13 protein-coding genes are annotated in these 13,950 nt (G+C 69.6%); 4 read left to right on the plus strand and 9 right to left on the minus strand.

Annotated features, from left to right (window positions below; translation table 11 throughout):
• Positions 1 to 10: 10 nt before the first annotated feature.
• From QC385_RS12215 to QC385_RS12230, 4 genes are all read right to left on the minus strand, one after another.
• Entirely contained in the window at positions 11 to 1,051 is a 1,041-nt protein-coding gene (locus QC385_RS12215; RefSeq protein WP_279541315.1) for a terpene synthase family protein, read from the minus strand.
• Positions 1,048 to 2,376: a cytochrome P450 gene (locus QC385_RS12220; protein WP_279541316.1), complete on the minus strand. Its 1,329-nt coding sequence runs from the start codon at positions 2,374 to 2,376 to the stop codon at positions 1,048 to 1,050. The genes QC385_RS12215 and QC385_RS12220 overlap by 4 nt, the downstream gene beginning before the upstream one ends.
• Positions 2,377 to 2,879: 503 nt before the next feature.
• Complete coding sequence (locus QC385_RS12225; RefSeq protein WP_086843141.1) at positions 2,880 to 3,140, minus strand: GlsB/YeaQ/YmgE family stress response membrane protein; 261 nt, start codon at positions 3,138 to 3,140, stop codon at positions 2,880 to 2,882.
• A 95-nt stretch (positions 3,141 to 3,235) separates the two neighbouring features.
• Positions 3,236 to 4,420 carry a PP2C family protein-serine/threonine phosphatase gene (locus QC385_RS12230; RefSeq protein WP_279541317.1) on the minus strand — a complete coding sequence of 395 codons (1,185 nt, stop codon included), beginning with the start codon at positions 4,418 to 4,420 and terminating at the stop codon, positions 3,236 to 3,238.
• A 233-nt stretch (positions 4,421 to 4,653) separates the two neighbouring features.
• On the opposite strand from QC385_RS12230, the gene QC385_RS12235 reads away from it, so the two are divergent.
• The 3 genes from QC385_RS12235 to QC385_RS12245 all read left to right on the plus strand — a co-directional run bounded on the left by QC385_RS12235 (position 4,654) and on the right by QC385_RS12245 (position 8,025).
• A complete protein-coding gene (locus QC385_RS12235; RefSeq protein WP_279541318.1) occupies positions 4,654 to 5,217 on the plus strand; it encodes a hemerythrin domain-containing protein in 564 nt (187 codons plus the stop codon).
• A gap of 264 nt (positions 5,218 to 5,481) precedes the next feature.
• Entirely contained in the window at positions 5,482 to 6,528 is a 1,047-nt protein-coding gene (locus QC385_RS12240; protein ID WP_279541319.1) for a DNA topoisomerase IB, read from the plus strand.
• A gap of 204 nt (positions 6,529 to 6,732) precedes the next feature.
• The gene (locus tag QC385_RS12245) at positions 6,733 to 8,025 is read left to right on the plus strand and encodes a phosphatase PAP2 family protein (protein ID WP_279541320.1); all 1,293 of its coding nucleotides are present in this window, start codon (positions 6,733 to 6,735) and stop codon (positions 8,023 to 8,025) included.
• Here the strand turns inward: QC385_RS12245 and QC385_RS12250 are convergent.
• From QC385_RS12250 to QC385_RS12270, 5 genes are read right to left on the minus strand one after another with little or no spacing between them, the layout of a single operon-like run.
• A complete protein-coding gene (locus tag QC385_RS12250; protein ID WP_279541321.1) occupies positions 8,015 to 8,389 on the minus strand; it encodes a hypothetical protein in 375 nt (124 codons plus the stop codon). The two genes, QC385_RS12245 and QC385_RS12250, sit on opposite strands and share 11 nt — an antisense overlap.
• On the minus strand, positions 8,386 to 10,098 hold the full coding sequence (gene ctaD / locus QC385_RS12255; protein WP_279541322.1) for an aa3-type cytochrome oxidase subunit I: 1,713 nt from the start codon (positions 10,096 to 10,098) through the stop codon (positions 8,386 to 8,388). Before ctaD ends, QC385_RS12250 begins: the two co-directional genes overlap by 4 nt.
• 41 nt (positions 10,099 to 10,139) lie before the next feature.
• Complete coding sequence (locus QC385_RS12260; protein ID WP_279541323.1) at positions 10,140 to 11,411, minus strand: acyltransferase family protein; 1,272 nt, start codon at positions 11,409 to 11,411, stop codon at positions 10,140 to 10,142.
• Positions 11,408 to 12,025: a hypothetical protein gene (locus QC385_RS12265; RefSeq protein ID WP_279541324.1), complete on the minus strand. Its 618-nt coding sequence runs from the start codon at positions 12,023 to 12,025 to the stop codon at positions 11,408 to 11,410. Before QC385_RS12265 ends, QC385_RS12260 begins: the two co-directional genes overlap by 4 nt.
• Positions 12,022 to 12,690 carry an RNA polymerase sigma factor gene (locus QC385_RS12270; RefSeq protein ID WP_279541325.1) on the minus strand — a complete coding sequence of 223 codons (669 nt, stop codon included), beginning with the start codon at positions 12,688 to 12,690 and terminating at the stop codon, positions 12,022 to 12,024. The genes QC385_RS12265 and QC385_RS12270 overlap by 4 nt, the downstream gene beginning before the upstream one ends.
• Positions 12,691 to 13,172: 482 nt before the next feature.
• Between QC385_RS12270 and QC385_RS12275 the strand changes: the two genes are divergently transcribed.
• Positions 13,173 to 13,742, plus strand: coding sequence for a GNAT family N-acetyltransferase (locus QC385_RS12275; RefSeq protein WP_279541326.1), 570 nt, complete (start codon positions 13,173 to 13,175; stop codon positions 13,740 to 13,742).
• Positions 13,743 to 13,950 lie beyond the last annotated feature (208 nt).

Genomic DNA, 13,950 nt, shown 5'->3' on the forward strand with positions numbered 1-13,950 from the left:
GCAATCGTCGTCATCGCGCCTCATCCAGCTCGCCGGCGGACGTCTTCACCAGGGCTGACTCCAGGTACTCGGCCGGATCCGCCTGGTTCGCCGCGGCATCCCGGTAGCGCCGGGTGTTCGCCGACCAGTCCAGGTTGCCGCGCATCCAGGACCGCATGCCGGCGAAGTACGCGGACAGTTGGCCGAGGTGTCCGGGCCAGGCGTGGAGCGCCTCGGCCTCGTACCGCAGGAACTCCTCGATCTCGCCGGCTATCCGGCCGGTGACCCGGTCGGCCGCACGGTCCGCGCTCAGCCCGTCGGCGTGCTGGACGACGGTGACCAGGTTGTGGTACTCGCCCAGTGCGGACTCCTTGTCCAGCGAGTACAGGTCGTTGGTCCAGCACACCACGTCGCAGGCGGACCGCAGCGCCCGGGTGAACGGCTCGCTCTCGTACACCGGGGCCGGCAGGTCGAGGCGCTCGACCACCTCGATCAGATCCATGCAGACGTAGATCGCACCGGTGTGCCGCCGGTTCTCCACGTACGACTCGACGTCCGGGACCGTGCCCCGCGCCCTGTTCTCGGCCTCCCAGCGGGCCGCGAGCCCCCCGGAGATCACATGCTGGACGAACCGCTCGCGCCACGCGGGACCCGCGCTCGTGCGCCGCCAGAGATCGGCGAGGGAGGTGACAAGGGCCGGTGCGCCCGTGGCCACGTCCTCTCCGTTCCCGCCGAGGACCTCGAAGAGCTGGGACATCAGCTCGCCGGTACTGGCCGGATCCTTGCCGAGACCACCGTCGTCCAGCTGGTCGTCCAGCAGGAACAGCCAGGCGAACCAGTCCGCGACCAGGCACAGCCCTTGCTCGTCCGCGGTGGGATACGTGACGGCGGCGAACCAGCCGAAATCGGCGTGCTCGAAGCGCTTCCTCGCCGCCACGTTGCCGACCAGGCCACGTTCCTCGGTCCACTGGACCAGGTGCGAGACAGCGGCGTCCGCATGGGGATTGAGCTCGGGCGGGAAGACCTCGAAGACGTCGGCGAGGTTCGTCAGGGAGTCGGCACCGGCGCTCATCGGCGCTCCAGCCGCAGGAGCACCTCGTTCTTCGGACGCAGCGTCACCAGCTGGTCCAGGCCGACCGGCGGGTGCCCTTCGGGCACCCGCAGACGGTACCGCTGCAAGATCATCGCGGCGATGATGGTGAGTTCGGTCAGCGCGAAGTGCTTGCCGATGCACACCCGGAGCCCGGCGCCGAACGGGATGTACGCGTTCTTCGGCCGGTCGGCCGCGGCCTCCGGCGCGAACCGCTCCGGATCAAATCGTTCCGGATCGGTCCAGAAGTCCCGGTGGCGGTGCAGGGTGTAGAAATTGATGTAGATGCCGGTGTTCGCGGCGATGCCAAAACCACCGACCTCGTCCGGGCCCACGGCCCGGCGCATGGTCTGCCAGGCCGGGCCGCGCAGCCGCAGTGTCTCGTCGACCACCATGCGCGTGTACTTGAGTTTGCCCACCGACGCGAAGTCAGGTGCCCGGCCGTCCAGCACCTCGACCAGCTCGTCGTGCATCCGCTCCTGCACATCGGGGTGCTTGGCGAGCAGATAGAGCAGGAAGGACGCCGCGCCGGTGGTGGTCTCATAGCCGCCCACCATGATGTTGACGACTTCTTGTTGCAGTTGCACCGGGTCCATCCGGTGGCCGGTCTCCTCGTCGACCGCGTCGGCGAGGATGGAGAGCAGAGTGGGGCTGCCGTCCGTCCGCGTATTGCGCTGCTCGATCATCTCCGCGACGAAGCTGTCCAGGTTCGAGATCAGCTTCCGCAGCCGGAGATGACTCGGAGTGGGCCAGTGCAACGGAGGGAAGGGGAAACGGAAGAAGTCCCCCATGATCTTGTTGGCATGGGTGAAGTCGTTCTCGATGGCTTCGGTCGTGGGGCCGACGTCCGCGCCGAACAGGTTCCTGGTCACGATGCGCAGCGCGACGTGGCCGACGTCCGGCACCACCGCTGCCACGTCGCCGTCACGGTAGCGCTGCCCCCACCGGCGGAGCATGGCCGAGGTCTCCTCGGTCATGGTGTCCGCGAAGGCGGAGATCTTCGGGCGGTGGAAGGACGGCTGCATCAGCCGGCGCTGCCGGTGCCAGGACTCCCCGCCTATCGCGCCGATCAGACCGTTCCGCAGTACGGGCCGGACGGTCCGGTACAGGAAGTTCTCCTTGTCGTAGTTCTCCCTGTTCTCGACCAGGACCCGGTGCACGTGATCGGGGTGGTTCAGCATCACCAGCGGATTGCCCAGCAACCGCATCCGGAATACGTCGCCGTGGGTCTGGACGGCCTTGCTGAGGAACGCTACTTGATTACGCCGGATCGCGGACAGCCCGCTGAGTGTCTCCCCCAGGCTCAAGCCGGGAATGGGGACCCCGCCCCGGGCGGAATCGGGGGTCGCGCGATTTCCTGTGCGGATGGGAGCGGATCCAGGTTCCCTCAGCCTTGCGAACATCTCATCTCCTTGGCGCCGCCACTGAGTTTCTGGACGCGAGATCGCCGCGGTCGAGTAATCCCGCGTCGTACATGACTCTCTTCTGTCGAGCTGACGCGGCGCTGACACGGCAAGGAGCGAGGCCGGCTTCGTACTCGTGCGACCAAGCAGGGTGGGCTCCGTGGGACGCACGGCGGCCCACGTCGACGAGGACGTGGGCCGGAGGATGGGATTGCGGTGTGTCCGGGCGCGAGTTCAGGCCGGCGGCCGGGGGTGACGGGCATCGGGTCGTCGAGCACGGTGGGCCTGGATCCCTGGGGTCCGCTGCCCGTCAGGGCCCGAAGCGGCCCCAGGGGTTCCAGGTCACTACGCGCACGCCTGACACGTCGTCCCGTGAGGTGGATGAACCTTGGGAGACGGATGAACCCTCATGCGCGCCGTCGGGCCCACATGGGGGTGACGAACGCGATGAGGACGGCTGCGATACCGATCTGGAAGATGTGGCGGATCCAGTCGATACCGCCGGTGTCGCGCACGCCGAAGGCGGTGGCGAGCGCGTTGCCGGCGACGGCACCGAGGATGCCCATGATGACCGTCAGCCACAGGGGGATGGGCTGGCGTCCGGGAATGACGAGCTTGGCCAGCAGGCCGATGATGAGCCCGGCGATGATCGCCCAGAGGAACGACACGACAACTCCTTCCGTTCGGTGCCCTTTCGGGCATCACCCGTGTGCCCGCATAAAGCCTCCATAAGCGTGGTCCGTGACAGGGAGTTCGAAGCCGGTCATGGGGCGCGCCAGCGCGGCGCGTCCGTCCGCGCGCCGTACCAGTCCAGGCACAGGACGGTGGCGTCGTCCTCGAGGTGGCCTCCGCAGGCGTCGCGGACGGCGGTGGCCAGGTACCGGGCAGCCTCGCGTGGGTGGTGGGTACGGGTGTCGCGGATGAGCGCGGGCAGGTCCACACCGGCCGCGCCGCGTTCCTGCATGCCGTCGGTGAGCATGAACAGCCGGTCACCGGGGCGCAGGTCCAGCTCCTGGACCCGGAAGGCGGTGGGCGAGGTGACGCCGAAGGGCAGGTTGGCGAAGAGGGCGAGTTCCTCGACGGTGCCGTCGCGCAGGAGCAGCGGCCGCGGGTGACCGGCGTTGACCAGTTGCACGCTGCCGCTGTCGAGGCAGATGCGCAGCAGCTGGCCGGTGGCCATGCCGCGGTCGTGGTCGAGGAGCGCCTGGTGCGCTTGGCGGGCTTGCTCCGCGATGCCGCATCCGGCGCGCCGGGCGCCGCGCAGTGCCCCGAGCAGAAGGGTGGCCAGCAGCGCGGATTCGGTGTCGTGCCCCATGGCGTCGGTGATGGACAGATGCAGGGTGTCCCGGTCCAGGGCGTAGTCGTAGGTGTCGCCGCTGATGTCGTCGCCCGGCACCAGCCCGCCGGCGACGGCGAACTGTTCGGCTTCGCAGCATGCGGCGGACGGCAGCAACTGATGCTGGATCTCGGCGGCCAGACTGGTCGCCGGGGTGCGTCTGCCCCAGTGGTAGAGGTCGGTGAAACGCCGGTCGGTGACGATGATGTACGCCAACGCGTGTGCCGCCTCGTCGACTTGACGCAGCACCCTTTCGTCGGCGTGCGGCAACGTCATCTCCAGCACCCCGACGCAGTCACCGCGGTTGGTCACCGGCGAGATGGCCCGGTGGCCGCCCTCCTCGTCCGGTTCCACGTGCGGACGCTGGGACATCAGGACCTTCTCGTGCACGCTGCCCCGCAGGCCGATACGTGTCGCTCGGCGCCCGTTGTCCGGCCCGTCGGCCGTGGTGAGCCGTACGAGCTCCTCCCCGATCAGGTCGACGAAGAGGAACGACACGCAGGTCGCTCCGAATCGCTTCAGCAGGTTTCGTGCCACCACATCGACGGACTCCACCGGCGAGGCATCCTCCGCCTCCGCCAAGACGTCTCCCAGCCCCAATACGTCGTCCACGGCAGCCTCCCTCGGTTGCCGCTGCTTCTTCCCCCAGTCCGCTCGCTTTCACTTGGCGGCGGTCTGTGGGTACCGGCCGGATGCTGTCCGCCACCGGAGTGAAGTGGCGGACCCGCACGAGGTCACCGGTTCGGGCGTGGCAGGTATCCCTGCTGGGTGGCGAGCCGGACGGAGTGCTGGACGGCGCCGGCCGCGCCCCCCGGCCTCAGAGAACGACAAGGAGTGGAGAACCCATGGGACACGGCGGAAACGTCATCCAGGAACTGACCACGGATCACCGCGAGGTGGACGACCTCTTCGCGCAGATCGAGGCGCTGCCCGGGGCCGACGAGCGGCGACGTGAACTGGCGGACCGGCTCACGATGGAGCTGATCCGGCACTCGGTGGCCGAGGAGGAGTATCTGTACCCGGCGGTGCGACGGTACGTCGACGGGGGAGACGACCTCGCCGACAAGGAGATCGCCGACCACAGCGAGGTCGAGCGCATGCTCAAGGAACTCGAGGACTGCCGGCCCGGCGACGGGCGGTTCGACACGCTGATCCTGCGGCTGAAGAACGCCGTCACCGCCCATGTCAGCGACGAGGAGAACCGGCTCTTCCCGATGCTGGCCGACGTCTGCTCCGCCGATGCCCTGACGAAGCTCGGTGAGGAGGTCCGCTCGGCCAAGGAGCACGCGCCCACCCGCCCGCACCCCTCCGCGCCGGACACCCCGCCCGCCAACAAACTCCTCGCGCCCGGTGCGGGCATGGTCGACCGCCTGCGCGACATGCTCACCGGGCGCGGAAAGCAGGACTGACAGGACCGAAGTGGGCGACGTGGCGTGCGGGCCCCGCTCCGCCACGGGCGGGGCCCGGTTCGCCCCGAGCGGTCGATCAGCCGCTGCCGGCCCGACGGAGGCGGCGCCGAACGGTGGCTTGCCCGGCGTATGGGCGATACGGGCGGGCATCCGTGTAGTGCCGGCGCCACGAGGGACAAGCGCACGGCCGGCTGGGTACCGGACGGCACCGCACGGGAGGAGTGGCCGGTCCCGGCACGGTCGAGTCCGCCCGAGGAGGCAGGGATGCGTCTTCACCACAGCCGTCCCACCGACCCCGGGTACCGCCGCCTGCGCCACGGACGCGGCTTCCGTTACCTGGACGCCCACGGGGAGCCACTCCGCGATCCCGAGGCGCTGGCCAGGATCCGGGGGCTGGTCATACCGCCCGCCTGGAAGGACGTGTGGATCTGCGCCCGGCTCAACGGCCATCTGCAGGTCGTCGGTACCGACACCGCCGGACGCCGCCAGTACCTGTACCACCCGCAGTTCCGTGCCGAGCAGGAGCAGGCCAAGCACGAGCACGTGCTCGACGTCGCCGAGGCCCTGCCCGCGGTGCGCGAGGCCGTCGAGGGGCATCTGAGCGATCGGGGGCTGACCCGGCAGCGCGTCCTGGCCACGGCCGTACGCCTGCTCGACCTGGGCTTCTTCCGTATCGGCAGCGACCGGTACACCGAACAGAACAGCAGCTACGGCCTCACCACGCTGCTGCGCGAGCACTCCCGTTGCCACGCGGGTGCCGTCCTGTTCACCTACACCGGCAAACACGGCAGGGAGATCATCCAGACCGTCGCGGACCCCGCCGCCTGCCGCAGCCTCACCGCGTTGCTGCGGCGCCGGGGCGGCGGTGACCGGCTCTTGGCCTACTGGGAACGGCGTGCCTGGCACGACGTGAGCGGTGACGACGTCAACGCCTACCTCAGGGAACTCGCCGGCCTGGAGATCACCGCCAAGGACTTCCGCACCTGGCACGCCACCGTCATGGCCGCCGTGGCGCTGGCCGTCTCCCACCCCGTGGCGCGCAGCGAGACCGCCCGGCGCCGTGCCATCGCCCGGGCCACACGCGAAGTGGCCGGGTACCTCGGCAACACGCCCGCGGTCTGCCGGGCTTCCTACATCAACCCGCGGGTGATCGAGCTGTACGAGGAGGGCGTGACGGTCGCCGCCGCGCTGCCCCACCTCGGCGACGAGGGTGCGTATGGCATCCCGGCCACGCACGGACCCGCCGAACGGGCTGTGCTGCGCATGCTCCGGAGCGGACACCCTCCGGAGAGCGCCCGCGTGGGCGACTGAGTTCGCCGGCGAGCGACGGCTCGGAGGCGAGGCGGCGAAAGTCAGCGGTTGCGACGCACCACTCCGATAGCATGTTCGATCGCGTGACGATCACACTCATGACAACCAACAAATCGACTAAAACAATTGATACCTATAACAACGCGGATTTTCTCGCGGATAAGACGCCGAATCGCGCTCGCCGCATGGCCCCAGCCGCGCACGATGCTGTGGACCACGGCAGCTCTGGTGACCCTCGGGTTTCTCATCGCGCTGGAGATCGCCGCGCGCCGCTACGGGATGCCCGGGCCGATCACCAGCCAGGTGCAAGAGGTGATCGTCGCTCCCAAGTCGGGCTTCCTGCTGTACGCCTGCATGGCGCTGACGATGGTGGTGCTGACCCGGCGGCAACGGTACGTCGCGCTCGGCGCCGCGATCGGCATCGACGCCGTCTTCCTGGTGGTGCGGTGGGCCGTCGGTGACGATCTGACCGACGGCCATCCCTTCGGCAACGGCGCGTTCTGGGTGATTCTGGGCGTCGCGGTCATCGCCGTCACGCGCCGCACCGGCCAGGAACGTGTCCTGTTGCTGAAGGGTGCCGGGCTGGGCCTGCTGCTGCTGGCCGGCCGCAAGACCGGTGACACCTGGCTGCTCATCACCTCCAAGACCCGCCCGACGGTGCTCGACCCGTACCTGGCGGTCGCCGACCACGCGCTGGGCAACCCGTCGTGGCTGGTGGGCCGGATCGTCACGGCCGGCGGCCCGGTCGCTGCCCGCGCCCTCGACTACGTCTACGCCCAACTCGCGGTGGCCGCCGTCGTCGTCGCGCTGTACCAGCTGCGTCACGTGGCGGCCGAGCGCCGCTTCCCGCGCCATCATCTGGTGCGCACCTTCCTGGTCATCGGCGTCCTCGGGCCGGGCATCTACATGATCTTCCCGGTCGTCGGCCCGATCTTCGCCTACGGCGCCGACGGCGGGCACTGGGCGGTGGCCAACCTGTGGCCGGACCTGCCGCCGCCGATCAGCGCCGCTCCGCACGAGATACCGTTCGACGAGATCACCCCCCGCAACTGCATGCCCAGCCTGCACACGGCCTGGGCCACCGCGATCTTCATCCATTCCCGCAGGGGCCCGCGCGTGCTGCGGTACGCGGGCACGTTCTGGCTGATCGCCACGCTCACCGCGACGCTGGGATTCGGCTACCACTACGGTGTGGACCTCGTGGCCGGTGTGGTGTTCACGGTCACGATCGAGGCCGCCCTGCGCTCGCTCGAACGCGGCTGGGACCGCTCGGGAGTCCAGCTGGTCACCTACGGAGTGGCCGTCTTCGCCGCGCTCTTGGCGTCCTATCGCTATCTGCCGATGGAGATGGCCGAACGTCCCTGGCTGTCCGGGCCGCTGCTCATCCTGGTGATGGCCTCGGTGATCTACGGCTACGTACGGACCACCGGTCAGTGGGAACAGAAGGCCGTGCCGGCGCCGCGGCCGGAACCGGAACACGAACTGGTCAGCGGGTGAGCAGGACCGTCAGGGCGCTCACCCCGCCCGCGCAGGCCAGGACGGCGCAGGCGCAGGCGGCGTGGCGGCGGAGCAGGGTGTGCCGGAGGGCGGCGTAGCGGCTCTCGTACTCCTGACGCAGTTCCTCGGCCCGCCGGACGGTGCTGCGCAGCAGCTGACGGGTCACGTCGAGGCGCCGGCGGACGTAGTGGGCGATGAGTTCCTCGGCTTGGGCCGTGGTCAGCCACGGCATCCGTGCGCAGAGGTCCTCCGCTTCGCGTCGTGCCTGGTCGCGATGGGCGTGTGCGAGGAGGTAGCCCTCGGCCTCGTCGGCCAGCGCGTGCCGCGAATCGCCGTACGGAGTTTCGTGGCCGCCGGGTCTCACGGCCGTTCGCCCTTGTGCCCGCCGGGCTCGACGACATCGCGTTTGCCGGTGTTCTCCGCCTCGTCCAGCTGCGCCACGTCGGGATGGTGCAGGTCGAAGGCGGGGGATTCGGAGCGGATGCGCGGCAGGGTGACGAAGTTGTGCCGCGGGGGCGGACACGAGGTCGCCCACTCCAGCGAACGCCCGTATCCCCAGGGGTCGTCGACCTCGACCCGCTTGCCCTCCTGGGCGGTCTTCCACACGTTGTACAGGAACGGCAGCGTGGACAGGCCCAGCAGGAACGCGCCGATCGACGAGATGGTGTTCAGCCAGGTGAAGCCGTCCGCGGCGAGGTAGTCGGCGTACCGGCGGGGCATGCCCTCGGCGCCCAGCCAGTGCTGCACCAGGAACGTGGTGTGGAAGCCGGTGAACAGCGTCCAGAAGTGGATCTTCTCGAGGCGTTCGTCCAGCATCGTGCCGGTCATCTTCGGCCACCAGAAGCTGAAGCCGCCGAACATCGCGAACACGATCGTGCCGAAGAGCACGTAGTGGAAGTGCGCGACCACGAAGTAGGAGTCGGTCACGTGCCAGTCCAGGGGCGGCGAGCCGAGGATGACGCCGGTCAGACCGCCGAAGAGGAACGTGACCAGGAACCCGGCCGCCCACAGCATCGGCGGTTCGAAGGACAGCGAGCCCTTCCACATCGTGCCGATCCAGTTGAAGAACTTCACCCCCGTCGGCACGGCGATCAGATACGTCATGAAGGAGAAGAACGGCAGCAGCACCGCCCCGGTGGCGAACATGTGGTGCGCCCACACCGTCACGGACAGCCCGGCGATGGCGAGCGTGGCGCCGATCAGCCCCGTGTAACCGAAGATCGGCTTACGCGCGAAGACGGGGATGATCTCGGTGATCACGCCGAAGAACGGCAGGGCCAGGATGTACACCTCGGGGTGGCCGAAGAACCAGAACAGGTGCTGCCAGAGGACCGCGCCGCCGTTCTCCGCGTTGAACACCTGCGACCCGAAGCGGCGGTCGGCCTCCAGCACCAGCAGCGCGGCGGCCAGCACCGGGAACGCCAGCAGCACCAGCACCGAGGTGAGCAGCACGTTCCAGGTGAAGATCGGCATCCGGAACATGGTCATGCCGGGCGCGCGCATGCAGATGATCGTGGTGATGAAGTTGACGGAGCCGAGGATGGTGCCGAAGCCGGACAGGGCCAGGCCCATGAGCCACAGGTCCCCGCCGACCTGTGGGGTGCGCTCCCCGCCGCTGAGCGGGGTATAGGCGGTCCAGCCGAAGTCGGCGGCGCCCTGCGGGGTGAGCAGGCTGCCGAGCACGATCAGGCCACCGAAGAGGAACAGCCAGTACGAGAGCATGTTCAGCCGGGGGAAGGCCACGTCCGGGGAGCCGATCTGCAACGGCATGACCGCGTTGGCGAACCCGGCGAACGTCGGCGTCGCGAACAGCAGCAGCATGATCGTGCCGTGCATCGTGAACGCCTGGTTGTACTGCTCGTTGGACAGCCACTGGATCCCGGGCCGGGCCAGCTCGGCCCGGATGGCCATCGCCAGCGCCCCGGCGATCAGGAAGAAGACGAACGACGTGATCAGGTACAGGTGCCCGATCTTCTTGTGGTCCGTCGTCGTCAGCCAGGAGACGATCACCTGGCCCGGGCCGCGGCGTTCCGCCGCCGGTACCGGAGCAACCGGTTCGGTATGTGTCGCCATGAGCCCCTCGATCGGCAGTGCGTGTCCAACTCGGCGGAAAGCTAGTCCCGCTGATGCGGCACAGCCGCCTGAAGTGGGGTTTTTCTGGGCTGAACGGCCGAGCGATCCACGCGAACGAGTGGTGTTCCGCTGATCCCGGGAAGGCGTGCGAGCTTTTGGCCCCAGGCCTGGCTCGGCGCTTCGACGTAGCGGTGCGTCAGCAGACACAAGGGCAGGAGTACGGCGAAGAAAGCCGCTTCGAGGACGGGATGGTCCTGCCGCCGCCGGCCGATCGTGTGGTCGAACACGGCCAGCAGGAGCGGATGCAGCAGGTAGACCGAGTAGCTGAGCGTTCCCAGCCCGGTCAGCTGGTGGGGGATCCGCCGGTGGCGGCACGCCAGTCCCGCTCCGAAGGTGAGTACGGCCAGGAGGAACGCCGTGATCCAGCCGCGCCGCGTGAAGTGGGAACCGTCGCCGTGCCAGTACGCGCTGCCCACCGCGCAGGCGGCCACGACGGCACCTGCGCGGGCCGTGCGCCGCCAGGTGCTCCGACCGTGCTCGGCACGGTGGACGGCGGTGCCGAGGAACATCACGGCGAGGATCACCAGGCCCTCCCAGAGGGGGACCGTGCCGTTGAACGGAATCAGGACGAGTGCCGTCACACCGCCCAACACGCCCCCGAACACCCGCAGCACGGGTGACGTGGCACTCGCACAGCAGATGGCGACCGCCATGGCGATCGAGGTGACGGCGACCAGCGGGCCGGTGCCGACCCTGGCCGAGAGGGCGGAGACCGGCAGCACCACCCCTGCCGCCACGCTCACGGCGGCGGCCACGGCCAGGGTGACGGCGACCGCCGCCGACCGCTGGTGCAGGCGGACCGTGAAAAGAGCGACGACCAGCAGGTAGAAGGCCATCTCGTACGAGAGAGTCCACAGGACCAGCAGGAGATTGGGTGTCCCCAGCAACTCCTGGAGCATGGTCACGTGGGCGACGGCCACCGTCACGGCGCCCTGCCGGCCGAAGTCGGGCATCTCCGCGATGCCCAGGACGCCGGCGACGAGGACCGCCGCGACGACGGCCGCCCACAGGGGGTACACACGGAAGAGCCGTCCGATCCAGAACGCCCGGACGCACCCCCGGCGTTCCAGCGACGCGGGCACGATATAGCCGCTCACCAGGAAGAACACCATGATGCCGTAGCGGCTGGTGTTGAACTCCGGCATCAGCTCCCGCCGGAACTCCGGCATGAAGGTGTACGACGAGTGGTCGAACACCACGACGAGTGCCGCGATGCCGCGCAACGCGTCCAGCCAGCCCAGCCGCGACGTCACCGACGCGGGCCGCTTCGGGCGTCGGACAGGGAGACCTTCACCGGAACGCAGGGTTCGGCCTCGCGCTTGGTCGCGTACAACTCGACCGCGCGGGGCCGGGAGTCACCCCGGGTGTTCTCGAAGGCCAGCACGTTGCCCCGGCGCAGGGTGACGTCCCAGCCGGCCTGCAAGGGGATGAGGGGTACACGGTTGCCGTGCTTGTCGATCGCCGGGAGCGGGGTGACTTTGCTGCGCTCGCAGACATGGCCGGGAGCGAGGACGTCAATGGCCACCTGAATGCCCCAAGGACGCACTTTCCTCGCGAGTTCCTGCTGGGCCGCGACACTGATGCTCTGCTCCTTCACGGTGAGCTTGACACTGCCGTCTCCGACCCGCTCCACGGCGTACGCCTTCGAGTCGCCCGGTGAACCGGGCACGACCACCGCGGCGAGCCAGGCCGCCGCACAGGCCGCCGCGAGGACCGCGATCCGTCGGGGAGCGGGGAAACGGCGGAGGCGAGCCTTCGCCTCGTGCTCGCCCGTCCTGACGTCAGCCGGCCCGGTCTCGGCGCTCTCGCGGAGCCGGATCTCCTGCTTCAGTTCGTCGAGGAGACGGTCTTCGAATGTCGCCCTCATGCTCGGGCACCTCCGTTTGCGACGTGCAGCAGCGACGGATCCGGGGTCCCCGCCCCCGCGCGACTCGTGGACCTGGCCTGTGGTGCCGCGGGATCGGGATCGGCCTCCGGTGCCCTGACGTCCGCCTCCTCGCGCAGCGCCTTGCGTGCCCGGTGCAGCCGGACCCGGGCCGTGACCTGGCGGATGCCCAGTGCGGCCGCCGCCTCCGTGACCGTGAGCTGGTCGACCGCTATCAGCTCCATGACGGCCTGCTCGCCCTCGGGAAGGCTCGCCAGCGCCGCCAGGGCGCGCCGCCCCGGGCTCTCCGCGTCGAGTCTGTCCTCGATGCGGGCGATGTCGTCGGCCTCCAGCAACCGCCGCCCGGAGAAACGCAGATCGCGTTCCGCCTCGCGGGCCACCCGGCGGCGCTCCGACGACACGACGTTGCGGGCGATGCCGTACAGCCACGCCGTCTCGCTGCCGAGGCGGGGCCGGTAGGAGTGGGCCGAGTCGAGGACGGCGAGGAAGATCTCCGCCGTCAGGTCGGCAGCGGTGTGCGGATCGTCGACGCGCCGGGCCACGAAACGCATGACGGCGTCCACGTGGCGCCGGTAGAACTCCTCGAAGAGCCGCGGGTCACGTACCGCCGCGGCGGGCCCGCCCCGTAACCGTTCCGTGCCATCCACAAACGACTCCTTCTCGTCGGAGGCTCCCCGGTCCTCCTCAAAGGTGCACCGGAGTCCCGTCAAGGGCACTTCACTTGTTCTTGGCCCCGGGCGCGAGAAGCGTTACAGGGGGAGGCGGGTGAGCCGGGCGAGGTGGGCGTATTCCTCCAGCAGCTCCGCCCGGCGGATGAAGGCGGTCAGGGCATTGCGCGGTCGCCGGCGGCGAGCGGCCGGGCTGGGTGATCAGGCATCTCCGCATGATGCCCGGCGGTGCCCGGGGGCCGTGCGAGAAAGGTGCCTTTGCCCACGGCAGTGGCGGCGGCTCCGTGCGGGTCCCGTCAAAGTCGCGGCCGTCGTCGTATGGCAGCCGTCAAGTGGGGCCGGATTCGGCCATGGAGGAGGTTTCGTGCGGTGAACATCCCGCACCCCCGCACGATCGCCGGTGCCGAGGCGAGCGGCGAGATCCGCGAGGTGCCGCCCGCCACGATGAGTACGCTCGCCAGATGGACGTGATCACCACGCGGTTGACCGCCGCGGCCACGGCATCGGCCCCTGCTCTCCTCCTGCGTCCCTGGAGGCCGGCCGACGCCGCGGACCTCGTCGACCTGCACCGGGACGAGGCCCTGCGCCGCTGGGTGAGCGCGGTCGTGCACGACCGCGCCAGTGCGGCACGGTGGGTTCGGGACCAGCAACGCGGATGGGAGGCAGGGCACCGATTCGCGTTCGCCGTCTCGGAGGTCCACGAGCACACCACCGAGGGGGAGGTCGTGGGGCACGCCGTCCTCAAGGACGTCGCCCCCGGTTCCTCGTCGGCGGAGGTCGGCTACTGGACCGCGGCGCACGCGCGCGGCCGGGGCGTTGCTCCCCGGGCCCTTCGGGCGCTGACGGACTGGGCCTTCACCACCTTCGCCGACAGCGGCCTGACCCGCCTGGAACTGCTGCACCAGGCGGACAACACGGCCTCGTGCCGCGTCGCGCGCAAGTGCGGCTATGCACTGTCCTCCCTCCTGCCCGCGGCGCCACCCGAGTTTCCCCTCGAGGGTCACGTGCACGCCCGAGCACGTGACCTCTGAGCACGCCGTGAGCGAGGGGCTGCGGTGATGCGGACCGCCCAGGCCGCGTCACGAGGGTCGTAATCCCGCCGAATTCGCGGACGTGGCGTACGGCGAGGTGAGCGACGACGCGAGCGGCGCGAGAATGGTGAGAGCCTGGCGACGTCCGCGCGGCAGCTCCGGTGAAACGATCCGCCGGACACGCACCGCAGACAGACCCGCTCCCCGG

It is taken from the genome of Streptomyces sp. DH10 (genome assembly GCF_029813805.1).
GTDB lineage: Bacteria > Actinomycetota > Actinomycetes > Streptomycetales > Streptomycetaceae > Streptomyces > Streptomyces coeruleofuscus.